Source organism: Flavobacterium sp. ACN2 (assembly GCF_002303885.1).
Classification (GTDB): domain Bacteria; phylum Bacteroidota; class Bacteroidia; order Flavobacteriales; family Flavobacteriaceae; genus Flavobacterium.
In genome coordinates this window covers 119,454-145,109 of sequence record NZ_MRCM01000003.1, presented here as the reverse complement: position 1 = coordinate 145,109, position 25,656 = coordinate 119,454, and the positions used below count along the sequence as shown (strand labels likewise).

The window sequence follows — 25,656 nt, the reverse complement described above, 5'->3', positions numbered from 1 at the left end:
AATTAAAAATCGATGAGTAATATCAGAATTACAAAACAATTTAGTTTCGAAACCGGTCACGCTTTGTACGGTTACGACGGAAAATGCAAGAACGTTCACGGACACAGTTATAAATTATCGGTAACCGTTATTGGTTCGCCAATTACAGATCGATCGAATGTGAAGTACGGAATGGTGATTGACTTTTCTGATCTAAAGAAAATTGTAAAAGAAGAAATCGTCGATCAATTTGATCATGCAACTGTTTTTAATCAGACCACTCCACATATCGAATTGGCAAATGAATTGAAAAACCGCGGGCATCACGTTATTTTGGTAGATTATCAGCCAACAAGCGAAAACATGGTGGTTGATTTTGCTGAAAGAATTAAAAATCGTCTTCCTGCCGGAATTTCTCTTTTCTCATTAAAACTTCAGGAAACAGAATCGTCTTTTGCAGAATGGTACGCATCGGATAATATCTAAAACTCCAATTTTTTTAAATTCCAAACTCTTCGACTTCGCTCAGAGAGACAAAAGTCTAAAATTCTAAGAAGTCTAGTAATCTAAAACTCTAAATGAAAAAAATATATTTTGCTTCAGATCAGCATTTTGGTGCGCCAACCCCAGAATTGAGTTTGCCGCGTGAAAAGAAATTCGTGGCTTGGCTTGATGAGGTTAAAGAAGATGCAGAAGCAATTTTTCTATTGGGAGATTTATTTGATTTTTGGTTTGAATATAAAACAGTTGTTCCAAAAGGTTTTGTTCGAATTTTGGGCAAACTGGCTGAAATTCGCGACAGCGGCATTCCGATTTATTTTTTTGTCGGTAATCATGACCTTTGGATGAATGATTATTTTGAAACCGAATTGAATATTCCGGTTTATCACGATAATAAAGAATTTACCTTTAACGGAAAAACCTTTTTAATTGGTCATGGAGACGGAAAAGGTCCTGGTGATAAAGGTTATAAAAGAATGAAAAAGGTATTTACGAATCCGTTTTCAAAATGGCTTTTCCGTTGGTTGCATCCAGATGTTGGCGTAAGTTTGGCGCAATACTTGTCGGTCAAAAATAAACTTATTTCTGGTGACGAAGACGTGAAGTTTTTAGGAGAAGAAAACGAATGGCTGGTTTTGTATGCCAAACGAAAACTAGAAACCAAACATTACAATTATTTTATTTTCGGACATCGCCATTTACCCATGATTATTCCAGTTGGAGAAAACTCCGAATATGTTAATCTTGGCGATTGGATCGGATATTTTACTTATGGTGTTTTTGACGGCGAAAAATTCGAACTTAAAAAATTCGAAAAGTAATTAGTTCGCATTCGGATAAATTCCGATTTTATGCGTTCGCAGAATATATTCTGAAAGTTGTTTACTGTTTGAAAGCTGAAATTTAATTGCTCCTGATGCTTTTTTCGGCATATGGCATTCTACACAATTGCTCGCTAATAACTTCTCTGGCATTGTTTTTAAAGTCGTTTCTTTATGTTTTAAGCCTTGATGACAGCTCATACAGATTTTAGAATAGGAAGCCAAGTTTTTAGAAGCATTTTCATGCGGATTATGACAGGTAATGCAATCCATTTTATCGCTTTTTATAAAACATTTACTTTGTGCCATCAATCGATACTGATTGCCGTGAACATCAAAATTTGTTGTGTCATTAATGCTTTTGGTTTCACGAAAGAACTCCGATAAATTATCTCCAGGTTTAAACTCAAAACGAGATTTTAGTTTCATTCCGTCATTTCCGGCATGGCATAATGCGCACGCATCAAGTTTTTGCTGTCTGTTTAAGGTTTTAAAACTCGTGATGCTATTGGCAACTTTTACGTTTGGATTTTTAAGATGAAAGTCAACATGTTTTTTAGCAGGACCGTGACAACGCTCGCAGTCAATTCCGTAAACAATTGTTTCTTTTCTGATGATATCTTCAACATCCATAGACATCATATTTCTTTCTTCAGAATTTTGATTCACGCTTCGACTGCTGGCATTTGAGGCATGGCACGAATAGCAATCTTTTACTACCATGCGGTCAAAATACGGCTTGTCTGCAGGAAAACCTGGACTTGTTGCCCAATTGTTTATGGAGTGATAAAAAGAAACTGGCAGCTCATAAGTATTATTGTCTTTCCAGTAAACAGAAGTTTGCGCGTGTTTGGTTCCAAATACAATTTCAAATTTATATTTAGCCGTTTCTTTACCGTTTTTATAAACAACTTGGTATAAACTGTCGCCACGTTTTTCCATGACTAGTTTGGTGTCTTTATCGTAAATGAAGGTGTGATTTTTAGAATCGAAATCTCCTGAAACATTTTCTAAAATTGCTGGAGAGGTCGCTTTAAAATGTGAACTTTTGAATGCCATATCTGATTGCACTTTATGACATTGTATACAACTTTCTGAACCCGCATAATCGGTTCCGCGCGGATCAATATATTCCTCTGATTTGTTGTTGCAACTGACAAAGAGAATTGCCAGAAGTGATAAAGTAAATAGAAATGCAGCTTTTTTCATTGCTGTAAATATACTTTTTTTTGAATTGAATCAAAATATATTTCAATAATGAAAAAATGGTGTTAAAATATTTAGAATGCTTCTTAATTCATGCCAACTCCGTAGACATATTCATCTAATTCGATTTTGAACAAAGAACCTTCAACCAAATCTTTAATCGATTTTAATTCGGTCATGTTTACAGCTAAGTCTATAGAATTGCAAGGTGTTTTCAATAAAAACTTATGGCAAGAGTATTTCATTTCGCATGCTTCGCAACATGCATTTTCTATCATGCTGTCTTCAATCAAATCGCAGAAAAGATTCAATTCCTGAACCGTAAAGTAAAAGCCAGTTTCTTTAAAAACCAATTGCACTTTGTCTGAAATTGTAGTGTTATGATCTTTCCAGTAAAAAGCTATTCCAAAGTTATTATGATATATCTGTTCAATTTCTCTCATCGTAAATCCTTTTATTTCAACAAATATAAATATTATTTATATTAATTCTAAATAAAAAAATCATAAAAGTTTGAAAAAAATCTTTCTCAGCTGATCGTAATAAAAGTTAGGATTTGCCTCTTGAAATAGTTAGAAATGCTTTAGTTCATGCCCGAACCGTAAATGTATTCATTGAGATGAAGTCGAAATAAAGAACCATCAACTAAATCTTTTATAGAATTTAATTCAATTGGAGATATTTCTAAGTCCAACGCAACATAAGGAGTTTTCAATAAAAACTTATCGAAGGCGCGTTTTACACCACGTGTATCATAATCATTGTGGTCTGTTACGCAGTCTTCAATTAAATCGTGAAATTCATTTAATTCTTCAACTGAAAAATAGAATCCCATTTGTTTAAAAAGCAGTTGGATTTTATCTGATATAATTTCGTTGCCTTCTTTCCAATAAAATGAAATTCCAAAATCGTTTCGGTATATCTGTTCGATATCTTTCATGGCAATTTTTTTAGGCCACAAAGATACGCACTCTTTGTATTAATACTTGACTAAGAAAAGCATAAAAAAAAGCTAAAAAACCAATATGACTATTTGATTTTTAGCTATTTATGTAGTGTTTGTGATTTTTCTTTTTTATGAAATTCTATCTCATAATAAGATTATTTCAGCCAATTTTCTAGCTTAGAAATAAATGATGCCTGTTGGTCAACAAATAAATAATGCGAGCAATTATTAAGGAAAGCAAAGTGATTTTCTCCAGTAATTGCCTTAAGAGAATTAATTTGTGCCGATGAAAAAATTCCATCATCTTTTCCGTAAATTCCATAAATAGGAACTCCAGCAGATTTGATTTTCTTTAAAATCGCGCGCGTATCGATGTTGTTTTGTTTTTCATTTTGATAAAAAGCTAGCGGCGCATTTTTATTTCGAATATTCGTTTTGTAAAATTCTCCAGCTTCATAATCAGAATAAAGCTTTTTAGATTCTGCTGTCGGATTTGGCATTTTAAAGAAGCCATTTTCACCAGCAAGTTCAAAACATCCTTTTCTATATTCGGCTGAATTTTTATCTAAGTTTTCTACAACATCGATTCGCTTTAATTGTTCAGAATCGTTGCTGTATTTCTTTTTTAAAGTGTTTAAAATGTGATCGTAAGTTTCTTGTTGTGAAAATAAAGCGCCAGCCAAAACCAAAGCGCTTACATTTTCAGGATATTTATTGGTATAAAGTGTCGCAACTAAACCGCCAAAACTATGACCCAGAATAACAGCTTTTTTTAAATGGTAAGTTGCATAAATAGAATTTAAATCCTGAAAAGCTTCTTCGTAAGTAAATTTCGCATTAGAATCTGTTGATCTTCCTTCGCCTCTTCGGTCGTAAACGATAACATAAAAACCTTGATCGGCCAGTTTTTGAGCTGTTGTTCCTTCAAATAAAGTGGCATTGCCGCTTGGTCCGCCATGAATAAAAATGATGGTTTTATTCTTTTCGTTTCCGTAGGTTTTGATGTAAAGATTTTGCCCTATGGCGAAAAGGGAAAATATTAAAAAGAAAGAGACTAAAAAAGCTTTCATTTATTCCAATTTATGGTGTTCGTCCATATCTTTTTTCAAATCTAAATTTCTAAAAGTTGGCGATTTTAATGCCGTAAAAATTACGGTTAAAAGTGTAACACTTCCTCCAAAAACAACAGAAGTTACAGCTCCCATCAATTTGGCAGTTGCACCACTTTCAAAAGCGCCTAATTCGTTAGAAGATCCAACAAAAATCGAGTTTACGGCACCCACACGTCCACGCATATGATCAGGAGTTTTAAGCTGTAGAATAGTCTGACGGATTACTACTGAAATTCCATCAGCTAATCCGCTTAAAAATAAGGCGAAAACAGAAAGCCAGAAATAAGTCGATAATCCAAACAAGATGATGGATAGACCAAAAACAAAAATGGCAATTAAAAGTTTCTTTCCTGCATTTTCATACAACGGCACATAAGCCGAAATAAGCATCGTGATAAAAGCACCAACAGCAGGAGCGGCTCTTAAAATTCCGAAACCTTCAGAACCCACTTTTAAGATGTCTTGTGCAAAAACGGGCAATAATGCAACGGCACCTCCAAAAAGGACCGCAATCATATCGAGTGATAATGCGCCAAGAACAATTTTGTTTCTGAATACAAATGTCAATCCTTCCATAAGACTATCTTTTATAGATTCTCCCATTTTTGGGTTTACAATCGGTTTTTGGTCAATTTGTGATAAGGCAATTAACGAAAGAATTGAAAATCCAAAAACCAAACACATGGACCAGTGAACACCAATCCAATTAATAGAGAATCCAGCTAGGGCAGGTCCCATAACGGCTCCAATCTGCCAAACCGAACTACTCCAAGTTGCAGCATTTGGATATACTTTTTTAGGAATGATTAATGAAAGAAGCGAGAAAATAGTCGGTCCCATAAAAGAACGGACGATTCCGCCAAAAAATACTAAAGCGTAAATCGAATACAAAATAACATGTGTAGACCAGCCTCCAACAACTTTTGGCCAAGTCAATAAGAAAAGTCCAAAACTAATTACTGAAAATCCTAAAATACACTTTACCAATAAACCTTTCTTTTCTCTTTGATCGACAATGTGTCCTGCAAACAAAGACATTGAAACGGCAGGAATAATTTCCATTAAGCCAATAATTCCTAAAGAAAGCGGGTTTTTGGTTAAACTATACACTTCCCATTCAATAACAATAAATTGCATAGACCAGGCAAAAACCATTGCAAAACGCAATAATAAAAATACGTTGAATTCTTTATATCGAAGCGCCTGATAGGGATCGGGTTTATTGGATTTAATTTCTTCCATTTGTTCTAATGTCTTTCAGCATAAGCTGTGTTGAAACAGTTCCGTTCCATTCGTTTTCGGCAATGCAATATGCCAACTGAAACGGATTTTGATTTTTTACAATATTCAGTTTTTTTCCTAATCCGAAACCAATTGCGGCGATTCCGTCTGAGTTGTTTTGTTTGGCAAAAAGCCTTAAATGTTCTTCTTCTGCACCCAAAGTTTTAGCGTAACCTGTATCAATAGCATTTTCAGTCATAAAAACAGGCGTCATATTCTGAGGGCCGAAAGGTTCGAATTGTTTTAGAATTCGAATTAATTTGGGTGTTATATCAGAGAAATTAATTTCGGCATCGATCTCAATTTCTGGAGTAAGCATTTCGGGTAAAATAGTTTCAGAAACCTGTTTTTCGAAAGCATTTTTAAAAGTTTGATAGTTTTCTGCTTTCAAAGTCATTCCTGCAGCGTACATGTGGCCTCCAAATTGTTCCAAATGTTCGGCGCAGGCGTCTAAAGCATTGTAAACATCAAAACCTTTTACAGATCGGGCAGAGGCTGCATATTTGTCGCCGCTTTTAGTAAAAACCAAAGTCGGACGATAATACGTTTCAATCAATCTTGAAGCGACAATTCCGATTACGCCTTTGTGCCAATCTTCTTGAAAAACGACTGTTGAAAAACGTTCTTCTTCGTTGTTTTCTATAATCTGCTGAAAAGCTTCTTTGGTGATTTTTTTATCTAAATCTTTTCGATCTGCGTTGTATTGCTCAATTTCCGAAGCAAATTGTTGTGCTTGTTCAAAATTGAATTCAGTTAACAATTCAACAGCGTGATTTCCGTGTTTGATTCTTCCGGCAGCGTTAATTCTTGGTGAAATAATAAAAACAACATCGGTAATATCGAGAACTTTCTTTTTTACCTGATGTGTTAAAGCTTTAATTCCGGGTCTTGGTTCGCTATTAATAACTTTCAATCCGAAATGTGCTAAAACACGATTTTCTCCCGTAATAGGAACAATATCTGCAGCAATTGCTGTAGCTACTAAATCTAGATAAGGAACTAAATCTTCAATCGTTTCATTTCGATTTTGTCCTAAAGCCTGAATCAATTTAAAACCAACACCGCAGCCACATAATTCATCGTAAGGGTAGGAGCAGTCTTCTCTTTTTGGATCTAGAACAGCAATGGCATCTGGAAGGAATTCTCCGGGGCGGTGGTGATCGCAAACAATAAAGTCAATGTTTTTTGCTTTCGCGTAGGCGATATGATCAATCGATTTAATTCCGCAGTCTAGAGCGATAATTAAAGAAATTCCGTTGTCATCTGCATAATCAATTCCTTTGTAGGAAACGCCATAACCTTCGGCATAGCGATCGGGAATGTAAGTGGCAATGTTGGGATAATGCGATTTTAGATATGAAGAAACCAAAGAAACGGCTGTTGTTCCGTCAACGTCGTAATCGCCAAAAACTAAGATGTTTTCTTCGTTCTGAATGGCTTGTTCAATTCGGGCAACAGCTTTATCCATATCCTTCATCAAATACGGATCATGTAAATGTTCTAAAGAAGGACGAAAGAAATTCTTCGCCTCATCAAAAGTTTCAATGCCACGCTGAATCAAAAGCGTTGCTACAAAATCTTCTACATTTAAGGCTTGTGCCAAATGTTTGACTTTTTCTTCAGAAGGTTTTGGTTTTAAAGTCCAACGCATTGTCGATTTTAGATTTTAGATTGTTGATTTTAGATTGTCGAAGCTATTGTTTATTAAGATTACCAAATCTTCAGGATTTTTATTTTGACTTTTTAAGTTGTGAAATTGATTATTTATTGATTCGTCCACTGCTTTTCCGTTACAGATTTTGATTAAATAAGGAAATCCTTTTCGATCGGAAACATTAAATAGCATATGAGAAATATATTCTCGATTGTATTCATTTTTAATGCTTCTACCTTCAAGAAAAACCAGTTCAATATCATCTTTAAGATTTGGAATAATATTTTTTTCTATATAATGATGATTATTTTTTCGATTATTATAACAGAAGAATTTCTTTCCTTCAATCGATACTAAATAATTACTATATCTTTTTTTGAACCGTTTTTTTTGAAAGAATTCAAAAACCGAAAAAACTATAATTAAGGGAAGAAATAATATAAACAAAGGAATTCCAATTATAAACAGAAAGAGTATAACCGCAATTTCTTTTAATTTTTCCTTCATAGATAATTAAGAATTTAAAAATATTTTTATTTCAATTCCAAAGCATTTCCTTCAAAATGAATTCCGTCCCAACCTAAATTGATGAAATTTCTAATGTTTTGGTGGTTTGTTCCATTTGGATCGCCTAAAACTTCTTCAAAATAAAATGCTCCAAAACACGCTAATGTTTCTTCTTTACTTAGATTCTGCAATTTCGCGAAAGAAAACAATTTGCAAGAACCTGAATTTTCGCCAGCTGCATTATGTTGTGTTCCGTTTTGAAAAGCGGTTGGAGTAAAGTTGTAATTTTCTTCGATTACTGCAATCGTTTCAGGAAATGTGATTTGTGTTGGAGTTTGTTTTACTTTTTCTAAAAAGGCTTGAATGCTCATGATTTATTCTTTATTTATATTTTTTGGTTCATATTTGTCACATCGAGCGGAGTCGAGAACCAAACGTGCATCTCGACTCCGCTCGATGTGACAAATGGAATTGAACTAATATTATTTTTTATTCTTCTTCGTCCTTAGAATATTTACTTTTCTTCGCTTCTTTTTCTATTGTTTTTCCAGCAACGACAACTACAATTTCGCCGCGTGGTGCTGTTTTTTCAAAATGCGCTAAAACTTCTTTTGCAGTTCCGCGTACATTTTCTTCGTGTAATTTTGATAATTCTCTCGAAACACAAACTTGTCGGTCTTCTCCAAAATATTGTACAAATTCGGCTAAAGTTTTAACGAGTTTATGCGGAGAAACGTATAAGATCATCGTTCGAGTTTCTTCGGCCAAAGCCAAAAAACGAGTCTGACGTCCTTTTTTATCAGGCAGGAAACCTTCAAAAATGAATTTATCATTTGGAAGTCCGCTGTTTACCAATGCAGGAACAAAAGCCGTTGCTCCAGGAAGACATTCTACATCGATTTTATTTTCTACGCAAGCGCGCGTCAATAAAAATCCAGGATCTGAAATGGCGGGAGTTCCAGCGTCTGAAATCAAAGCGATAGTTTCGCCAGCTTTCAAACGTGCAATTAAGTTTTCGGTAGTTTTGTGTTCGTTGTGCATATGATGGCTGTGCATGTGCGTGCCAATTTCAAAATGCTTCAGGAGTTTTCCGCTTGTACGGGTATCTTCCGCCAAAATCAAATCGACTTCTTTCAAAACCCGAATGGCTCTAAAAGTCATGTCTTCAAGATTGCCAATTGGCGTTGGAACGATATATAATTTTGACATATTTTGTTATTCGTGAAATGTAAAATTTAAATTTTGAAAGGAAATGTTATGAGAATTTTTTCTCGATAATTCCCATAAAACGCTCTGCGTAATCGTCTTTTCCTTCCCAGTTGTTATAATCTGGTTTTACCATGTTTTCGATAAACTCGTTTGCTTCTGCATAGGAATCAAAAGTTAAAAGCTGATTTAAAACACGGCTGTAATCTTCTGTGCTGTTGCCAAAAAGATTTTTAGTAAAAGCAATTCTGTCATTCAAATCAATATGAAAACCTCTTGCCAGTTTTTCGTTCAAACTTACCGATTTTGGCTGTGCAGGAGTTTCAAGTATAGCCGTTTCCACTTTTTTAGGTTCCTTAAAATCACTGATTGAAGGAGCTTGCGTTGACGGAACAGTTTCAAAACTTTCCACTTTTACAAATTGTGCATCGGCGTAATTAATGCCGAAATCTTCAAATTGAATAGTTGGCTGTGCAGGAGTTTCTGCTTTTGGCTCTTCTTTAATTTCTTCTTTGATATCTTCCTTTATCGCCTCGGTTTCTAATTCAAAAGCAGGTTTGAAATCAGGAATAGGCTTTAACTCATTAACAGTCGTAAAAGAAAGATCATCGATAGGTTTTTCAGTTTCTTCTACTTTTTCAGCAATTGGTTCAACAATTTCTTCGACAATTGGCTCTTCAATAACTGCTTCTTCAATTTCGGCAACAATTGGTTCAACAGTTTCTTCAATTACAGGTTCTTCAACTTCAACCACAGATTCAATGGCTTCGGTAATTTCTACTGGTTCTTCTTCCGAAATTTCAGGTTCATAAGATTCCTCAAGCGCAATAACTTTTTCTTCAGCAGGAGCTTCAAGTTCAATTATTGTTGGAACTGCATCTTCTTTTTCGAAAATAGTTTCCAATTCAGAAGTAATATCGCTTTGCCCAATTGTTGGTTTTGCAGAGTCGAAATTCTCTTCTACAAATTTTAATACCGTTAATTTCTCGTATAATTTCTGAGTTTCAAGGTACAATTGATTGATATCGGATTTATTTTTAAGTTTTAAAATTCGATGTGCAATGCTAATTAAATCAGCTTCCAATTTTTTTTTCATAACTGTTGAAAATTATAGTGAATAAGGTATTTTAGTGTATTTGATGTCTGAATGTTTCTATTCTCAAGGAAATTCAAAAGATAATTTTTTATTTCTGTTAATACGCTGTCGCGAATTTAAGGTTTGATAAAAATTTTCTACTTTTGAAAAAATGTAAAACAGTACATTTTTACATCAATTTATTGCCAGTACAAAGTAATAAAAACTATTCATTTTTAAAGGTAGAAAAATACAAAATGTTTCTCGAAAATACAGTAAATCACAAAGAACAATTTGGTTGGATTGAAGTTATTTGTGGATCAATGTTTTCGGGTAAAACCGAAGAGCTGATCCGAAGATTAAAGCGCGCCCAATTTGCCAAACAAAGAGTCGAAATTTTTAAACCCGCTATTGATACCCGTTATCATGACGAAATGGTTGTGTCGCATGATGCCAACGAAATTCGTTCTACGCCAGTTCCTGCGGCGGCTAATATTTTAATTTTGGCCCAAGGATGCGATGTGATCGGTATTGATGAAGCTCAGTTTTTTGATGACGAAATTATTACCGTTTGTAACGATTTGGCAAATCAAGGAATTCGTGTAATTGTGGCTGGATTGGATATGGATTTTAAAGGAAATCCGTTTGGACCAATGCCAGGGCTTATGGCAACTGCAGAATATGTAACGAAAGTTCATGCTGTTTGCACGAGAACTGGTAACTTAGCAAATTATAGTTTTAGAAAAACGGCTAATGATAAATTGGTAATGTTGGGTGAAACCGAAGAATACGAACCACTTAGCCGTGCAGCGTATTTTAACGCCATGAAAAAAAATCAGGAAAAATAGATCCGTTTTCCTTGTACAAGCCTTAACAAAACAATATAAAATATGAGAAAATCGACTGGTTTATTGTTATTATTAATTGGAATTGCAGTTGCTTTGGTGGCTTATTTTCAATTTTATCTTGGCGTAAAGGAAGATGAAGTAAATACTGAAGTTAAAGAACTAGTTGTAAAATACAATAAAAGCTGTCCGCTAAATATTCAAGAAGGAATTCGTTTAGACAGCGTGACTTTGCCTCAAGAAAGAACAGTTCAATATAATTTAACCTTGATAAAGGTGGTTAAAGAAACTGCAGAGATCAGCGTAATTCAGGAAGAAATTAGAAAAAGTCTTTTAAGCACTGCGAAAGCAAATCCTGGACTTCAGGTTTTTAGAGAAAACGATTATACTTTAGTGTACAGTTACAGTGACAAAAAGAGAACTTTTTTGTTTGATGTAAAAATTTTGCCAGACGAGTATAAATAATTTAACGTCTTCGTAGATGTTGTTAAACCCGACAGGTTTCAAAAAACCTGTCGGGTTTGTTGTTTTTGAAAACAATTGTCAGACTGAGCGGAGTCGAAGTCCTATCTAACGTAAATGAGCTTCGACTTCGCTCAGCCTGACAAAAGGTAAGCGTTTTGAATTTATCAAAAATTAGTATAAAATAAAACCCGACAGTTTTTTAAAATCTGTCGGGTTTGCTATTTAAATGAACTTATATTTTTTATGAGGTTAGAAAAAACTAAATTTTCTTTCTCATTCTCGCCACTGGAATATCCAACTGTTCACGGTATTTTGCAATAGTTCTTCTTGCAATCGGATATCCTTTTTCTTTTAAGATTTCTGCCAATTGATCGTCTGGAAGCGGTTTTCTCTTATCTTCTTCCTCAATAGTATTTTGAAGAATTTTTTTGATTTCTAAAGTCGAAACGTCTTCTCCTTGATCATTTTTCATGGCTTCAGAGAAAAATTCTTTAATAAGTTTCGTTCCGTATGGCGTTTCTACATATTTGCTGTTCGCCACACGCGAAATAGTCGAAATGTCCAAACCAACCATATCTGCAATATCTTTTAAGATCATTGGTTTTAGTTTCGTTTCATCGCCGTCTAAGAAATATTCTTCCTGATAATGCATAATGGCATTCATGGTTACAAAAAGAGTTTCCTGACGTTGTCTGATGGCATCGATAAACCATTTAGCAGAATCCAGTTTTTGTTTGATAAACTGAACGGCATCTTTCTGTGCAGTCGATTTATCACGGGATTCTTTGTATGTCTGCATCATTTCCTGATAATCTTTAGAAACGTGCAAAGAAGGAGCATTTCTTCCGTTTAGGGTCAATTCTAATTCGCCATCTACAATTCTGATGGCAAAATCTGGAACAATATTTTCTGTAACTTTATTGTTTCCGGTAAAAGAACCGCCTGGTTTTGGGTTCAAACGTTCAATTTCGTGAATTGCTTTTTTAAGCTGTTCGTTAGAAATGCTGTATTTCTGTAATAATTTATCGTAATGTTTCTTCGTAAAAGCATCAAACTGATTTTCGATAATATCAATTGCTAAATCAACATATTCAGTTGGAGTTTTATGTTTTAGCTGAAGCAATAAACATTCTTGTAAATCACGCGCGCCAACTCCCGAAGGTTCAAGCTCATGAATTACAGTCATCATTTTCTCGACCATTGCTTCATCAGTATAAATTCCCTGAGTAAAAGCCATATCGTCTACAATATCTGGAATGCTTCTACGGATATAACCCATGTCATCAATACTTCCAACAAGGAATTCAGCGATTTCGCGCTCTTCATCATTCAAAATAAAAGTATTCAACTGATTGATTAAGTCTTGATGAAAACTGATTGGAGCTGCAAAAGGCGTTTCGCGTTCTTCGTCGTCACTGTAATTGTTTACCTGAGTTTTGTAATCAGGCATATCGTCGTCGCTTAGATATTCGTCAATGTTAATGTCGTCTGCTTCGATTCTGTCAGATTCTGCATCATCATAATCGTCATAGTCTTCATTAGCGTATTCATCAGCTTCGTAATCGTCTTCTTTTCCAGCTTCAAGAGCCGGATTTTCGTTCATTTCTTCTAATAAACGCTGTTCAAAAGCTTGCGTAGGCAATTGAATTAACTTCATCAGCTGAATTTGCTGTGGAGATAATTTTTGGGATAATTTTAAATTTAAAAATTGCTTTAGCATTTGATTTTGTTAAAAGTTTCAAGTTTCAAGTTTCAGGTTGAGAACGTGCCGCAACTTGAAACTTGAAACCTGAAACAAATATTATTATTTTAGTTCACGCTCCAAATAACTTGAAACATGAAACCTGAAACTTTTTTAAACTAAATCGATTAAAACTCCGCGCTTCCAGGAGTTCTTGGGAAAGGAATTACGTCTCTAATGTTTGTCATTCCGGTTACAAACAATACCAAACGCTCAAAACCTAAACCAAAACCTGCGTGAGTTGCCGATCCGAATCTTCTAGTGTCTAAGTACCAGTATAATTCTTCTTTATCAATTCCAAGTTTTTCCATTTTCTCAACCAAAACATCGTAACGTTCTTCTCTTTCAGAACCACCAACGATTTCTCCAATTCCAGGGAAAAGGATATCCATAGCACGAACTGTTTCTCTTCCTGGTTCAGTGTTGTCGTTTAGACGCATGTAAAACGCTTTAATGTTTGCTGGGTAATCGTATAAAATTACAGGGCATTTAAAGTGTTTTTCAACCAAGAAACGCTCGTGTTCTGACTGTAAATCAGCTCCCCATTCGTTGATTAAATATTGGAATTTCTTCTTTTTATTTGGAGTTGAATCTCTTAAAATGTCAATTGCCTCAGTGTAAGAAACACGTTTGAAGTTGTTTTCTAAAACAAAGTTTAATTTCTCTAATAAAGGCATTTCGCTTCTTTCTGCCTGCGGTTTAGATTTTTCTTCTTCAAGAAGTCTTCCTTCTAAAAATGCCAAATCATCTTTACAGTTATCTAAAGCATATTTAATTACATACTGAATAAAATCTTCAGCCAAATCCATGTTGTCATCAAGGTCGTTGAAAGCAACTTCTGGTTCGATCATCCAGAATTCTGCCAAGTGACGAGAAGTATTTGAATTTTCTGCTCTAAACGTTGGCCCAAAAGTATAAATCTGACCCAAAGCCATTGCGAACGTTTCACCTTCTAATTGTCCAGAAACCGTCAAGTTGGTATGTTTTCCGAAGAAATCTTTTTTGAAATCAATGTTTCCCTCTTCATTTTTTGGAAGATTATCCAAAGGCAAAGAAGTAACTTGGAACATTTCTCCAGCACCTTCAGCATCAGCTCCAGTAATGATTGGTGTGTTTACGTAAACAAAACCTTTTTGCTGGAAATAGCTATGAACAGCATAAGACAATACCGAACGCACACGCATAATCGCACCAAAAGCATTTGTACGTACACGCAAGTGAGCGTTTTCACGTAAAAATTCTAAAGAGTGTTTTTTAGGCTGCATTGGGAATTTCTCCGCATCAGAATCTCCAAGGATTTCAAGTTTGTTCACCTGAATTTCATATTTCTGACCAGCACCTTTACTTTCAACCAAAGTTCCAATTACAGAAACCGCAGCTCCAGTAGTGATTCTTTTTAAAGTCTCTTCTGGTGTATTTTCAAAATCAACAACACATTGAATATTATTAATGGTAGAACCGTCATTTAAAGCGATGAACTGATTATTTCTAAAAGTTCTCACCCAACCTTTTGCATTCACTTCCTGTAACGTCGTCGTACTGTTTAATAAGTCTCTAACTTTTGTGTGTTTCATTTTTATATATAATTGATATTAAATAATATTCGTTTTGAACAACTGCAAATATAATCGATAATAATTAATTTTTGAAGCTGTTTCCCGCTCTTCGCTATATCTTTCTATTTTTAAAGGAAAAATAGAAAGGATGTCGCTTCGATCGGGGCTAGGGCATTTGGTTTCATGAGAGCCCAATCTTTTATATGAATATATGATTTATTCTCATTTTTGTCATTCCGAGGAACGAGGGATCTCCGTAAGTAGCTCTACAAAGATTAGCGATCATTGGAGCGGAGTTTCTTGCGGAGATTCCTCGTTCCTCGGAATGACAAACTATGTTTGACTTCCTAGTTTAATTCTTGTATTTCTTCAAATTTTGATTTAATACTTTCATAAGTTCAGCATGATTTATTTGCATTGAAACTGCTGAAAGGCAAAATGGTGAACCGTAATTGGTAAAATTAAATTGCGTTAATTTTTTCAGTATTAGATTCTTTTCATTTTCAATCCAATAATCGGGATTATTAATTTTAATAAGAACCATTTTTTGGCTTTGAATTTTTAGTTCTGAAAATCCTTCAATATTGTTCCATTTTATAAATTCTGATGAATTCTTTTCCGGATTAACATTGATTCCACTTTTATCAATAATAAGAAAAAGTTTGTTTTTTATTAATTGCCTAATAGCTATGTAAACACCTAAGCCACAAAATAGGATCAAAATAATTCCTATTCCTTTTATAAACATTAGACTTTTAAATTTATAGGAAAGATAATGTTCAGCATTAATAAATAATTCGAAACCTAAAGCAGTGAACAGTGCACCAATAATTAACAATAAAGACGTCTTTTTTCTACTTGAATAAATTTCTATTCTCTCCATTTATTTTTAATTCGTGCCAATTAGTGAAATTAGTGTTTTACTTCTCCAATCCCTCCAATTCCTCTTTCTTAGTTTTCTTCTTCTCAAAAGTCAAAACCAACGAAGGTAAAACCACCAAATTAGCAAACATAGCAAAAACCAAAGTACAAGAAATTAATCCTCCTAAAGCAATTGTTCCGCTGAAGCTTGATAATGTAAAAGTTGCAAAACCTAAAATCAAAACTACAGAAGTATAGAAAGTACTTACTCCTGTTTCTCTCAAGGCGCTGAAAACAGATTTTTTTACTTTTCCTTTATTTTGAAGTAGATCATGTTTGTATTTCGCCATAAACTGAATCGCATTATCAACCGAGATTCCGAAAGCGATACTAAATACCAGAATCGTTGAAGGTTTTAATGGAATTCCGAAATAACCCATTAATCCAGAGGTAATGCAAAGCGGTAAAATATTTGTAATCAAAGAAGCTGCTACCATTTTGAACGAACGGAATAAATACAGCATCAAGATTGCAATAGTCAAAATCGCAAACAATAACGACTCGATTAAGTTGTGCGCTAAATAAGTTGTTCCTTTTTGGAATACTAAAGCTTTTCCTGTAATCGTAACTTCGTATCGGTCTTTAGGGAAAATTTCATCAATTTTTTTGCGTAGTTTTCCTTCTACTTTTGCCATTTCATCTGTTCCAATATCTTTCATGAAAGTAGTGATTCTGGCATATTGTCCAGTCGAATCAACATAGGCTTTCATTAGGTTTTCTTTACTGTTTTTGGTTGCATTTTTAGCATAACCCAAAATAAAAGTCTGTTCCTGAGAAGTTGGCAATTGGTAATATTCAGGATTTCCGTTATAAAAAGCCTGTTTTGCATATTTAACCAAGTTTACAACAGAAACTGGTTTTGCCAGTTCAGGAATTTCAGAAATGGTATTTTGTAATTCATCCATTTTACGAATTGTCGCCGGTTTCATAACACCCTTTTTCTTTTTGGTGTCAATCATGATTTCCAGAGGCATTACACCGTTGAATTCTTTTTCGTAAAATAAAATATCTTTAAAGAAAGAGGCTGTTTTAGGCATTTCGCCAATCAAACTTCCTGAAACTTTCATTTGTCTAACTCCATTCAAACTCACAATAAATAGAACAGCGTAAATGCAATAAACAATTGTCTTTTTACCTTTTACAATAGTTGTAACTGTGTTTAAAAGTGTCGAGATATAAGTTTTGTCTAAATGATATAAGTGTTTTGCTTTTGGCAATGGCATAAAACTGTAAATAATCGGCACGATAAAAAGTGTCAAAGTATAAACAGAAAGCACGTTGATAGAAGTTACCAATCCGAACTCAAAAAGCAATTCGTTTCCAGTAATCATCAAGGTTGCAAAACCAATCGCAGCGGTTAAATTGGTCATCAATGTCGAAGATCCAATTTTTGAAATCACACGTTGTAAAGCTTTTGCCTGATTGTTATGCAGTTTAATTTCCTGCTGGTATTTATTAATCAGGAAAATACAGTTGGTAATTCCGATTACGATAATCAGTGGTGGAATAATTGCCGTTAAAATCGTGATTTTATAACCAAATAATCCAAGCGTTCCAAAAGACCAAGTTACACCGACAATTAAAATGCAAATAGAAATAAAAGTTGCTCTGAACGAACGGAAAAAGAAAAAGAAAATTAAAGAAACGGTCAATAAAGACGCTCCAATGAAAAGTCCAATTTCGCCTTTCATATTATCCGCATTGATCGTACGGATATACGGCATTCCTGAAACTTTAAGATCGATTCCAGTTTCTTTTTCGAATTTATCGATTTTCGGAACTAAATCTTTTAAGATAAATACCTTTCTTTCGGCTGTATTTACCAGCGCTTTATTCATGTAAATCGCTGAGCGAACGCTTCCGCTTTCTTTGTTAAACAACAAGCCTTCGTAAAAAGGCAGATTGTGAAACAAATCATATTGTACACTTTTTAAATAAGCAGCGTCCAATACTTTGCTTTCGTCAATAAATGGCGCTAGAACAAATTTTTGGTTTACGGTATCTTTTTCAAGTTTCTTTAGGTCATTTAAAGAAATTACTAAATCAACTTCTTTGGCTTTTTTTAAACCGTTCATTAATTCGGTCCAAGCCACATAATTTTTTGGTGTAAAGAATTTAGAATCTTTAAAACCAATAACAATTAGGTTTCCTTCTTCACCAAACTTATCAAGGAATTTTTGATAATCTTTATTTGCAATATGATCTTTTGGAAGCAGGTTAGCTTCGGTATAAGTCATAGAAAGATTCTTCCACTGATAACCAAAGAAAATAGTTAAAGCAGAAAGTATAACCAGAATCGTAATTCGGTTTTTAAGTATGATTCGGGCTAACTTTTCCCAAAATCCAACTTGGATAGCGTTTTTCATAAAATCTTTAAAAATGGATGCAAATGTAGTGAAAAGTGCTCGAAATCATAAATATTCGATTCTATTTTACTTTATGTTAACACAAAATGCAAGATTTTTAAAAATGGGATAATTTACATGCTTTTTGCCAATTAGTCGTTAGCTTTTGCCATATTTGCAATTAGTTTTACAGAAAAAAATACTGTTATTGTAATTTTGCACTAAAAAATAGATCAGCAACAATGCAACAAAATAATACTACAACTTTCATTTTTCTAACCATTCTTTTGCTTTTAATTGTTATTATTTGCTTTATGATTTATCAATTAATGCAAACCAAAAAAGCAAAAGAAGATGCAGAAAAAAGTTTTTATGCTTTAGAATCTAAGGTAAACGATTTGCAGTTGGAGAATTTAGAATCCAAACTAAATCCGCATTTGTTTAAGAATATCTTAAATTCAATTCAGTCGCATGCTTATCAAACTTATTTTGCTCTGGATAAATTGGCCAATGTTCTGGATTATATTTTGTACGAAAGCAAAAAGAAATTTGTAACGGCCAAAGAAGAAATAGATTTTGCATTGAATTTAATCGAAATCAACAAAATCAAAATTAGTCCGCTTTTTGAGCTTAAGGTTAAAACCAATATCAATCAAGAAGACAAATTGTACGATCAGCCTTTGCTAGCGCCTTTAATTTCGATTGATCTAATTGAAAATGCATTCAAACATGCCGATCTTCAAAGTGCAGATGCTTTTATTTCGGTAGTTTTTGAATTTAAAAACAATGCTTTTTTTATGACGGTTTCGAATAAAATATCAGATAAAAAAGTACTGAAAAAAGAACGAAGCGGTTTTGGCCATACAACGCTCGAACACCGTCTTCGCATTATTTATAAGAATAATTTTAAACTCGATAGGTTTATAGAAAACGATGTTTATATTGCCCATCTAAAAATTGATTTACTTGAATACAAAACTGAAATGCTTGCTTCTGGACGATGAACTTCCAGGATTGACTTACCTAAAAATGCTTTGCGAACAAATTCCGGAATTGGAGATCGTAAAAACATGTAATGATCCAGAGAAACTCCTGTCTGATTTTTCGAATCTTGATTTTGATCTGTTAATTTCGGATATCGAAATGCCCGGAATTGATGGGTTGCATCTGGCTGAAAAACTGCAAGATAAATTGGTGATTTTTTGTACGGCGTATAAAGAATATGCGGCCGAGGCATTTAATATCGATGCCGTAGATTATATTACAAAGCCTGTAAAATTGGAACGTTTGCAAAAAGCAGTCGCAAAAGCTTTGGAGCGTTTTGAAAAATCAAATTCAGATAAAAAATTCATTCAGCTGAATACAGACAAAGGGAAAACGCTGTTGTATTTTAATAAAATTCAGTACATAAAAACGGCCGCAAGTGATAGTCGAGACAAAACGGTACTGCTTACCGATGGAAGTTTTTTGAATTTGAAAAATGTAAAATTCGATACCCTTTTAAACGAATTGCCAGATGCTGATTTCTGTCGAGTTAATAAAAAAGAAATCGTGGCGGTAAAAGCAATTAAGTTTTTTAATCATAACGAAATTGTGCTGCACCATGTTGAAGAAAACGGCAAAAACACGACGCTAATCTTAAGCGAAACCTATAGAGCTGATTTTTTGAAAAAGGTGAAATTATAGCCATTTGCAATAAATTTATTTCTGTTAGGCTGACTATCATTTCTAAAACTTATTACAATTTTTTCCTGACTTGTTACATGTGATTGAAATTAACAAGTGAATTACTTTTTCACTAAATTCACAGTGCTGATATTTGCGTTAATTAAATCTAAAGAACGAGTTTATGAATAACGTTAAGAACTCTCTATTCTACATAACAGTTATTGGTGGTTTTACAGCGCTAATATATTGGGTAATTTCAAAAGGAGCTTCATTGGAAGTTGGGCGCAATATTGTAAAGAAAAGTGTTGAAAGCAATCATTGGAAAGACTTTCTTCATTCGATGGTCGAAAATCTACAGCATCCTTTGGCTATTTTATTAGCACAAATCGTAACCATCATTTTAGTTGCTCGTTTGTTTGGATGGTTTTTTAGAAAAATAGGACAGCCGTCGGTAATTGGTGAAATGATTGCGGGAATTGTGTTAGGGCCATCTTTGGTCGGAATGTATTTTCCAGAGTTTTCGGCTGCTTTATTTCCAAAAGAATCTTTAGGTAATCTACAGTTTTTAAGCCAAATCGGTTTAATCCTTTTTATGTTTGTTATCGGAATGGAACTGGATTTAAAAGTGCTAAAAAACAAAGCGCATGATGCAGTTGTAATCAGTCACGCCAGTATTGTAATTCCGTTTGCTTTAGGTTTATCATTGGCATTTTTTATTTATGAAACCTATGCTCCATTGGGAGTTGAGTTTTCTTCTTTCGGTTTATTTATGGGAATTGCCATGAGTATTACAGCTTTCCCGGTTTTGGCTAGAATAGTTCAAGAGCGTGGCATGCAGAAAACAAGATTAGGAACGATTGCTATTACTTGCGCGGCTGCAGACGATATTACGGCTTGGTGTATTTTGGCAGTTGTTATTGCGATTGTAAAAGCGGGTTCGCTTTCGAGTTCACTTTATGTAATCGGAATGGCGATTTTGTATGTAATTATCATGCTAAAAATCGTTCGTCCGTTCTTAAAAAGAGTAGGAGATTTAAATGCAACGAGAGAAAGTTTAAATAAACCAGTTGTTGCCATTTTCTTTATAACACTTTTAATTTCGGCTTATGCGTCTGAGTTAATTGGAATTCATGCTTTGTTCGGTGCTTTTTTGGCTGGAGCGATTATGCCAGAAAACAATAAGTTTAGAAACATATTTATCGAAAAAGTTGAAGATGTTGCCATCATTGTTTTATTGCCATTGTTTTTCGTGTTCACAGGTTTGCGTACACAAATCGGATTGTTGAATGATCCTGAATTATGGAAACTTACCGGTTTGATCATTTTGGTTGCTGTAGTTGGTAAATTCTTTGGGAGTGCTTTGGCAGCGAAATTTATGGGACAGAACTGGAAAGACAGTTTAGCCATTGGAGCCCTGATGAATACAAGAGGTTTAATGGAGCTGGTTGTTTTAAACATTGGTTACGATCTAGGGGTACTATCAACAGAAATCTTTACTATGATGGTAATTATGGCATTGGTGACTACTTTTATGACGGGCCCGGCTTTAGATTTTATTGGATTCATTTTTAAAGATAAAATCACAGCCGTTCCAGAGGAAATTGGCACTAAAAGTAAGTACAAGATTTTACTTTCGTTTGCTACTCCAGAAAAAGGGAAAAAATTACTCAAAATTGCCAACAGCCTTGTTAAAAAGCAAACGGATAATTCGGTTGTAACAGCAATGCATATTTCTTTAAGTACAGAAATACATTCTTTTGATGTTAAAGAACATGAACGTAAAATGATCGGGCCAGTGGTGGAAGAATCGCAATTGTTAGATCAAAATTTAGAGAGCTTGTTTAAAGTTTCGAGTGATATTGATTCAGATATTATTGATACGGCAAACCATGGAGAATATGATTTATTATTGGTTGGTTTAGGACAATCTATTTTTGATGGAACTTTATTGGGGAAAATTCTCGGATTCACAACCAGAATTGTAAATCCAGATCGTTTGATCGATAAGTTCACAGGAAAAGAAGGTTTGTTTGAAAACAATCCGTTCGATGAGAGAACACGACATATTATTACTAAAGCGAAAATGCCAGTTGGTATTTTTATCGATAAGAATCTAGAAGAAGTAAACCAGATTTTTATGCCCGTTTTTAGTAAAGAAGATGCTTTTTTAATTGATTATGCTAAAAAGCTAATCAATAATAATGGTTCTCAGATTACAGTTTTAGATGCTGGAGGAGAAGTTAAAAATACAAGAGAAATTCAGGAAACAATTCGTTCTATCGAGCAGATTGCGCCAAATCATATCATGATAATGAATGATAGAACACTGAAGAAAGAATTTTTAGAAAGCCAAAATCTAATGATTATCAGTTTAGATAGCTGGAAAAAACTAATAGAATCTCAAAGTATTTGGCTGAATAATTCGCCATCGGTTTTAATTCTTAAACCATAAAAATTTTAAAATTTCAATATTAAAATTCCAAATTCCAAATTCCAATTGATTGTTGGAGTTTGGGATTTTTTATATATCCCTTTTTTTGTCATTTCGACGTAAGGAGAAATCACACTCGTAAATCAATAAAGATTAGCAATTTTCTATGCGGAATTTTTAGTGCGATTTCTCCTTACGTCGAAATGACAAACTTTGCTAATAACTAAAATTATAAAGTCATAATTCGAATAATATTCAAATGAAAATTTTTAAATTTGTAAGATTTTATTTTAAAAATTTATAGTTATGAAAACTTTTGACGACACCCAACTTTATAAATTATTATATGGGAAAGATTTTTCTAAAATTAAAGATTTCTTAGAAAAATATGGTTTAGATAGTGTAGATAGAGACGGACGTACATTTTTAATGTCAGCCGTTTTAGATGGTGACGCTTCTATCATCAAAAACCTTTTATTACTAGGTTGCGATATTAATAAACAAGATGAACAAGGTTTAACCGCATTACATTTGTCTGCAATGAATAATAAAATTGATTCGGTTAAAATTTTACTTGATTTTAAAGCAAATATTAATCTTGTAGATAATATTGGAAATTCAGCTTTATGGCGTGCTGTGATGGAATTGGAAAGTGATTCAGAGATTATTAAGCTTCTACTAGAGAATGGAGCAGATATTAATTTAGAAAACCAAAATGGAGTTTCTACAAAAGACCTTTTAGAATAAACTTTGACAAAGATTTTACGTTCAAAGAGAAAATTGGAATTTGGAATTTAAAAAAGATTTGGAATTTAACTTTTTATAGTCCCAAATCAAGAATATAAGAAATCTTAACCGCGATATTGTCTTCAAACTTCAATAACTGATTTGGTCCATATCTATAGAATCCGCCTAAACCAAAACCTTTAAAGATTCTGTTCAATTCGATTCCTGATTCAAAATAACCTTTATCCAAAGTTTTATAATCTGGGCCAACATGTTGTTCTGGATTTTCCATACTTCCCCAAGCCATTCTAGTAACTAAAACCAAAGATGGGCGAACTTTTCTCATAATTCTAATTCGGTCAAAACCGTGCTTAATTTGAAACATCAAATATTGGCTTGAGAAGAACTCGTTAAAATACATGGTTTCAAAAGCATTTCTTCCGGCAAAAGTGATACGCTGAATAACGGTTTCCTTCGTTAAGTTATTCGGAGAGGTATTGTATAAATGTGTAATAGGAACATCTCCCATTGCATAACCAGCCTGTAAAAGCAAACTTGTTTTTTGGCGGTTTAAATACTGTTTTTCGTATTCGGCTTTAAAATCTATTTTGCTAAAAGTAAAATCATTATCAAAAACATTCGGTAATGACTGTGTGTATTGAAAAGTAAATCTTGGAAACTTTTTATCGCTTTCAGTTCTTCCTGTTGGAGTCTGCATATAATTGCTGAAAGGTGCCCACACAATAGAAAGCATTGCTGTGGTCATGATATAATTCGAATATAAATTCCCGTTTAGATTAAAAAGATAATCAAATTTTGGCTCGATATAATTTCGCGATAGTTCCAAAACGGCTTCGGTTTTCGGAATAAATTTGGTTTGAACATTGGCGCGCCATCCTATATATTCATAAAATGTACTAATGTTTATCGGACGCGGGTCGTAAATTTTAAAAACACGTTTATCAACAGAAAAAACGGTACTTGCAATTTCTCGCACATCATCGGTATAATAGCCATTAAACCAAGTATTGGTGTATTTGTCTAATAAAACGCCACCTCCAACACTGTATTTAAAAACACCATCTTTTGTTCCGTATGCGGTGTAGCCTTCTAGACGGAAGTTTTTAGATAATCGATCGTTTGTAATTCCACCTACGCCAAGACGAAAACCTTCGTAATTGTTATAACTTATGATTTTTTTTAAATCTAAATCGACAGGGCCAATCGGGTAGAAGCCATTAATGATTTTTCGGCCAATTCCTAAGCGTTTTTCGATTCGATTTCGAATTGAAAGGCTATCTAATAGCAAATAAGTTTTTTGGCTTTTTAAATCAAGATTTTCCTTTCGGTAGGCTTCCCAGAAACTTTCAGGTTTTTTGGCTGCATCATCTTTAATTTCGATATAAAGCGAAGGGTTTTTTATTGGACTGTCGGTGTTTACACGAATATCAAAACTATTACTTTCAGAAAGGAGATAGGTAAAATCTGAAGCCACTTTTTTTCTGGTTTCGAAATTCTCTTCAACATCTCCGTCAAATTGAATTGTACCGCCCAAAATTCGAATATCATCATCATTTTTTCCTTTTACGATTTTAAAAGTGGTATTGCTCTGAAACCAGATTTTTTCTTTTGGAATATATTCAAACTCATGAATTCCGCTGATGTCCAAAACACCTTTAATTCGCATTACTGCTTTTGCGACAGCATAATTTTCTTTGTCGATATACAAAACCCCTTCCAGTCCAGAAGTTCTATGTTTTGATTTGTTTTTGAAATAAATCATGTACGTGTCGCGACCTCGTACACTAACGGTGTCTAACAGTTTGTAATTATAGCTTGAAGGAGCATTTTTCGAAATCGGATTTTCATATTTAGTTTCGAATAATTCATAATTAGAATCATAAATCGAAATAGATTGAAGATTGAAAGCCAGAACTTCATAAATAGGCTGTTTGAAACCGGCTATTTTTGTTCCTAGAACTGTTTCTTTCAGCTTGTTATTTCCAAACTGATATTGAGAAACTTTCTCTGTTTGAAACAAATGCTGTTTGCTTACAATCTCTTTAAACTTATAATCGGAAGAATCGATGTTAATGATTTTTTTATTTAAATCTTTATACGCCGCTGAAGTGTCTATACGGCCATCAATCGAATCGGGATTGGCGGTTACGATAAGTTTGTTGTAAGTTTTGTATTCAAAATTATTGAGCTTTTTCTGCGGATCATTTATCGATTTATTAGCAATAACTTTTTTGATTATGGTTAAAGCTGGATTTTCATTAGAAACAACAACTTCTTTTAAGTCATCTGTCTGCTGTAAAAGTGCTACCGAATAAAATGTTTTGTTGTTAATTAAGGCAATAGTTTTGGTTTGGAAACCTATGTATGAAACTGTAAGTGATGTAGCTGAGCTGCTAATTTTAAAAATAAATTTTCCGTCAACATCTGTAATCGTGTTATTGTTTTCTGAAGTGGTAATGGTGGCAAACGGAAGAGGTTTGTTGTTTGAATCAGTTACGATTCCGTTTATTTGAATTTGCGCTTGAAGAGTAAGCGTAAAAAACAAAGTCAAAAAACAAAATAGCTTCATACAGAATGATATAGTTTCAAAAACGAAAAGTATTTACTTTTCGTATGCAAAAATAGCAATAAAAAAATCCGTCTGGCTAA

General features: G+C 33.8%; 23 protein-coding genes. 8 read left to right on the top strand and 15 right to left on the bottom strand.

Translation table 11 applies throughout. The features are described 5' to 3' along the window. Positions 1-12: 12 nt before the first annotated feature. Positions 13-465, top strand: a complete 453-nt coding sequence (locus BSF41_RS04505) for a 6-carboxytetrahydropterin synthase (RefSeq protein ID WP_095928327.1) — start codon at positions 13-15, stop codon at positions 463-465. A gap of 92 nt (positions 466-557) precedes the next feature. Further along, entirely contained in the window at positions 558-1,301 is a 744-nt protein-coding gene (locus tag BSF41_RS04500) for a UDP-2,3-diacylglucosamine diphosphatase (protein ID WP_095928326.1), read from the top strand. Here BSF41_RS04500 and BSF41_RS04495 read toward each other — a convergent pair whose 3' ends face one another. The 10 genes from BSF41_RS04495 to BSF41_RS04450 all read right to left on the bottom strand — a co-directional run bounded on the left by BSF41_RS04495 (position 1,302) and on the right by BSF41_RS04450 (position 10,309). Then, complete coding sequence (locus tag BSF41_RS04495) at positions 1,302-2,510, bottom strand: cytochrome c3 family protein (RefSeq protein ID WP_095928325.1); 1,209 nt, start codon at positions 2,508-2,510, stop codon at positions 1,302-1,304. An 83-nt stretch (positions 2,511-2,593) separates the two neighbouring features. Further along, on the bottom strand, positions 2,594-2,950 hold the full coding sequence (locus tag BSF41_RS04490; protein ID WP_095928324.1) for a hypothetical protein: 357 nt from the start codon (positions 2,948-2,950) through the stop codon (positions 2,594-2,596). A 140-nt stretch (positions 2,951-3,090) separates the two neighbouring features. Beyond that, positions 3,091-3,447, bottom strand: a complete 357-nt coding sequence (locus tag BSF41_RS04485) for a hypothetical protein (protein WP_095928509.1) — start codon at positions 3,445-3,447, stop codon at positions 3,091-3,093. Positions 3,448-3,608: 161 nt separating this feature from the next. Continuing rightward, the gene (locus BSF41_RS04480) at positions 3,609-4,523 is read right to left on the bottom strand and encodes an alpha/beta fold hydrolase (protein WP_095928323.1); all 915 of its coding nucleotides are present in this window, start codon (positions 4,521-4,523) and stop codon (positions 3,609-3,611) included. Beyond that, positions 4,524-5,807 carry an MFS transporter gene (locus tag BSF41_RS04475; protein WP_095928322.1) on the bottom strand — a complete coding sequence of 428 codons (1,284 nt, stop codon included), beginning with the start codon at positions 5,805-5,807 and terminating at the stop codon, positions 4,524-4,526. Continuing rightward, complete coding sequence (gene recJ / locus BSF41_RS04470) at positions 5,794-7,497, bottom strand: single-stranded-DNA-specific exonuclease RecJ (RefSeq protein ID WP_095928321.1); 1,704 nt, start codon at positions 7,495-7,497, stop codon at positions 5,794-5,796. The genes BSF41_RS04475 and recJ overlap by 14 nt, the downstream gene beginning before the upstream one ends. Positions 7,498-7,512: 15 nt before the next feature. After that, complete coding sequence (locus BSF41_RS04465; protein WP_095928320.1) at positions 7,513-8,007, bottom strand: hypothetical protein; 495 nt, start codon at positions 8,005-8,007, stop codon at positions 7,513-7,515. A gap of 26 nt (positions 8,008-8,033) precedes the next feature. After that, positions 8,034-8,378, bottom strand: a complete 345-nt coding sequence (locus BSF41_RS04460; RefSeq protein WP_095928319.1) for a HopJ type III effector protein — start codon at positions 8,376-8,378, stop codon at positions 8,034-8,036. Positions 8,379-8,496: 118 nt separating this feature from the next. Further along, on the bottom strand, positions 8,497-9,216 hold the full coding sequence (gene rsmI / locus BSF41_RS04455; protein ID WP_095928318.1) for a 16S rRNA (cytidine(1402)-2'-O)-methyltransferase: 720 nt from the start codon (positions 9,214-9,216) through the stop codon (positions 8,497-8,499). Positions 9,217-9,262: 46 nt separating this feature from the next. After that, positions 9,263-10,309, bottom strand: coding sequence for a hypothetical protein (locus tag BSF41_RS04450; RefSeq protein ID WP_095928317.1), 1,047 nt, complete (start codon positions 10,307-10,309; stop codon positions 9,263-9,265). A 236-nt stretch (positions 10,310-10,545) separates the two neighbouring features. Between BSF41_RS04450 and BSF41_RS04445 the strand changes: the two genes are divergently transcribed. Both BSF41_RS04445 and BSF41_RS04440 read left to right on the top strand, forming a co-directional pair. Continuing rightward, on the top strand, positions 10,546-11,136 hold the full coding sequence (locus BSF41_RS04445; protein ID WP_095928508.1) for a thymidine kinase: 591 nt from the start codon (positions 10,546-10,548) through the stop codon (positions 11,134-11,136). A gap of 42 nt (positions 11,137-11,178) precedes the next feature. Further along, positions 11,179-11,598, top strand: coding sequence for a hypothetical protein (locus tag BSF41_RS04440; RefSeq protein ID WP_095928316.1), 420 nt, complete (start codon positions 11,179-11,181; stop codon positions 11,596-11,598). Between the two features lie 259 nt (positions 11,599-11,857). Here BSF41_RS04440 and rpoN read toward each other — a convergent pair whose 3' ends face one another. The 4 genes from rpoN to BSF41_RS04420 all read right to left on the bottom strand — a co-directional run bounded on the left by rpoN (position 11,858) and on the right by BSF41_RS04420 (position 18,182). Next, on the bottom strand, positions 11,858-13,318 hold the full coding sequence (gene rpoN, locus BSF41_RS04435; RefSeq protein ID WP_095928315.1) for an RNA polymerase factor sigma-54: 1,461 nt from the start codon (positions 13,316-13,318) through the stop codon (positions 11,858-11,860). 149 nt (positions 13,319-13,467) lie between these two features. Continuing rightward, positions 13,468-14,913 carry an asparagine--tRNA ligase gene (asnS, locus tag BSF41_RS04430; RefSeq protein WP_095928314.1) on the bottom strand — a complete coding sequence of 482 codons (1,446 nt, stop codon included), beginning with the start codon at positions 14,911-14,913 and terminating at the stop codon, positions 13,468-13,470. 334 nt (positions 14,914-15,247) lie between these two features. After that, positions 15,248-15,778, bottom strand: a complete 531-nt coding sequence (locus BSF41_RS04425; RefSeq protein ID WP_095928313.1) for an STM3941 family protein — start codon at positions 15,776-15,778, stop codon at positions 15,248-15,250. A 37-nt stretch (positions 15,779-15,815) separates the two neighbouring features. Further along, on the bottom strand, positions 15,816-18,182 hold the full coding sequence (locus tag BSF41_RS04420; protein ID WP_095928312.1) for an RND family transporter: 2,367 nt from the start codon (positions 18,180-18,182) through the stop codon (positions 15,816-15,818). Between the two features lie 221 nt (positions 18,183-18,403). Here BSF41_RS04420 and BSF41_RS04415 point away from each other — a divergent pair, with 221 nt between their 5' ends. From BSF41_RS04415 to BSF41_RS04400, 4 genes are all read left to right on the top strand, one after another. Continuing rightward, positions 18,404-19,165 (top strand): sensor histidine kinase, encoded by a 762-nt coding sequence (locus BSF41_RS04415; RefSeq protein WP_095928311.1) that lies wholly within the window; start codon positions 18,404-18,406, stop codon positions 19,163-19,165. After that, entirely contained in the window at positions 19,128-19,847 is a 720-nt protein-coding gene (locus tag BSF41_RS04410) for a LytTR family DNA-binding domain-containing protein (RefSeq protein WP_095928310.1), read from the top strand. The genes BSF41_RS04415 and BSF41_RS04410 overlap by 38 nt, the downstream gene beginning before the upstream one ends. Before the next feature lie 163 nt (positions 19,848-20,010). Then, positions 20,011-22,281, top strand: coding sequence for a cation:proton antiporter (locus BSF41_RS04405; protein WP_095928309.1), 2,271 nt, complete (start codon positions 20,011-20,013; stop codon positions 22,279-22,281). Positions 22,282-22,566: 285 nt separating this feature from the next. Continuing rightward, positions 22,567-23,007 (top strand): ankyrin repeat domain-containing protein, encoded by a 441-nt coding sequence (locus tag BSF41_RS04400; RefSeq protein ID WP_095928308.1) that lies wholly within the window; start codon positions 22,567-22,569, stop codon positions 23,005-23,007. A 73-nt stretch (positions 23,008-23,080) separates the two neighbouring features. Here the strand turns inward: BSF41_RS04400 and BSF41_RS04395 are convergent, their stop codons facing one another. Further along, on the bottom strand, positions 23,081-25,576 hold the full coding sequence (locus tag BSF41_RS04395; protein ID WP_095928307.1) for a DUF5686 family protein: 2,496 nt from the start codon (positions 25,574-25,576) through the stop codon (positions 23,081-23,083). Positions 25,577-25,656: the final 80 nt, after the last annotated feature.

Excerpts from the sequence above, each read along its gene's own strand:
- BSF41_RS04505 (WP_095928327.1), top strand. The coding sequence starts at position 13 with ATGAGTAATATCAGAATTACAAAACAATTTAGTTTCGAAACCGGTCAC.
- BSF41_RS04500 (WP_095928326.1), top strand. The coding sequence starts at position 558 with ATGAAAAAAATATATTTTGCTTCAGATCAGCATTTTGGTGCGCCAACC.
- BSF41_RS04495 (WP_095928325.1), bottom strand. The coding sequence starts at position 2,510 with ATGAAAAAAGCTGCATTTCTATTTACTTTATCACTTCTGGCAATTCTC.
- BSF41_RS04490 (WP_095928324.1), bottom strand. The coding sequence starts at position 2,950 with ATGAGAGAAATTGAACAGATATATCATAATAACTTTGGAATAGCTTTT.
- BSF41_RS04485 (WP_095928509.1), bottom strand. The coding sequence starts at position 3,447 with ATGAAAGATATCGAACAGATATACCGAAACGATTTTGGAATTTCATTT.
- BSF41_RS04480 (WP_095928323.1), bottom strand. The coding sequence starts at position 4,523 with ATGAAAGCTTTTTTAGTCTCTTTCTTTTTAATATTTTCCCTTTTCGCC.
- BSF41_RS04475 (WP_095928322.1), bottom strand. The coding sequence starts at position 5,807 with ATGGAAGAAATTAAATCCAATAAACCCGATCCCTATCAGGCGCTTCGA.
- recJ (WP_095928321.1), bottom strand. The coding sequence starts at position 7,497 with ATGCGTTGGACTTTAAAACCAAAACCTTCTGAAGAAAAAGTCAAACAT.
- BSF41_RS04465 (WP_095928320.1), bottom strand. The coding sequence starts at position 8,007 with ATGAAGGAAAAATTAAAAGAAATTGCGGTTATACTCTTTCTGTTTATA.
- BSF41_RS04460 (WP_095928319.1), bottom strand. The coding sequence starts at position 8,378 with ATGAGCATTCAAGCCTTTTTAGAAAAAGTAAAACAAACTCCAACACAA.
- rsmI (WP_095928318.1), bottom strand. The coding sequence starts at position 9,216 with ATGTCAAAATTATATATCGTTCCAACGCCAATTGGCAATCTTGAAGAC.
- BSF41_RS04450 (WP_095928317.1), bottom strand. The coding sequence starts at position 10,309 with ATGAAAAAAAAATTGGAAGCTGATTTAATTAGCATTGCACATCGAATT.
- BSF41_RS04445 (WP_095928508.1), top strand. The coding sequence starts at position 10,546 with ATGTTTCTCGAAAATACAGTAAATCACAAAGAACAATTTGGTTGGATT.
- BSF41_RS04440 (WP_095928316.1), top strand. The coding sequence starts at position 11,179 with ATGAGAAAATCGACTGGTTTATTGTTATTATTAATTGGAATTGCAGTT.
- rpoN (WP_095928315.1), bottom strand. The coding sequence starts at position 13,318 with ATGCTAAAGCAATTTTTAAATTTAAAATTATCCCAAAAATTATCTCCA.
- asnS (WP_095928314.1), bottom strand. The coding sequence starts at position 14,913 with ATGAAACACACAAAAGTTAGAGACTTATTAAACAGTACGACGACGTTA.
- BSF41_RS04425 (WP_095928313.1), bottom strand. The coding sequence starts at position 15,778 with ATGGAGAGAATAGAAATTTATTCAAGTAGAAAAAAGACGTCTTTATTG.
- BSF41_RS04420 (WP_095928312.1), bottom strand. The coding sequence starts at position 18,182 with ATGAAAAACGCTATCCAAGTTGGATTTTGGGAAAAGTTAGCCCGAATC.
- BSF41_RS04415 (WP_095928311.1), top strand. The coding sequence starts at position 18,404 with ATGCAACAAAATAATACTACAACTTTCATTTTTCTAACCATTCTTTTG.
- BSF41_RS04405 (WP_095928309.1), top strand. The coding sequence starts at position 20,011 with ATGAATAACGTTAAGAACTCTCTATTCTACATAACAGTTATTGGTGGT.
- BSF41_RS04400 (WP_095928308.1), top strand. The coding sequence starts at position 22,567 with ATGAAAACTTTTGACGACACCCAACTTTATAAATTATTATATGGGAAA.
- BSF41_RS04395 (WP_095928307.1), bottom strand. The coding sequence starts at position 25,576 with ATGAAGCTATTTTGTTTTTTGACTTTGTTTTTTACGCTTACTCTTCAA.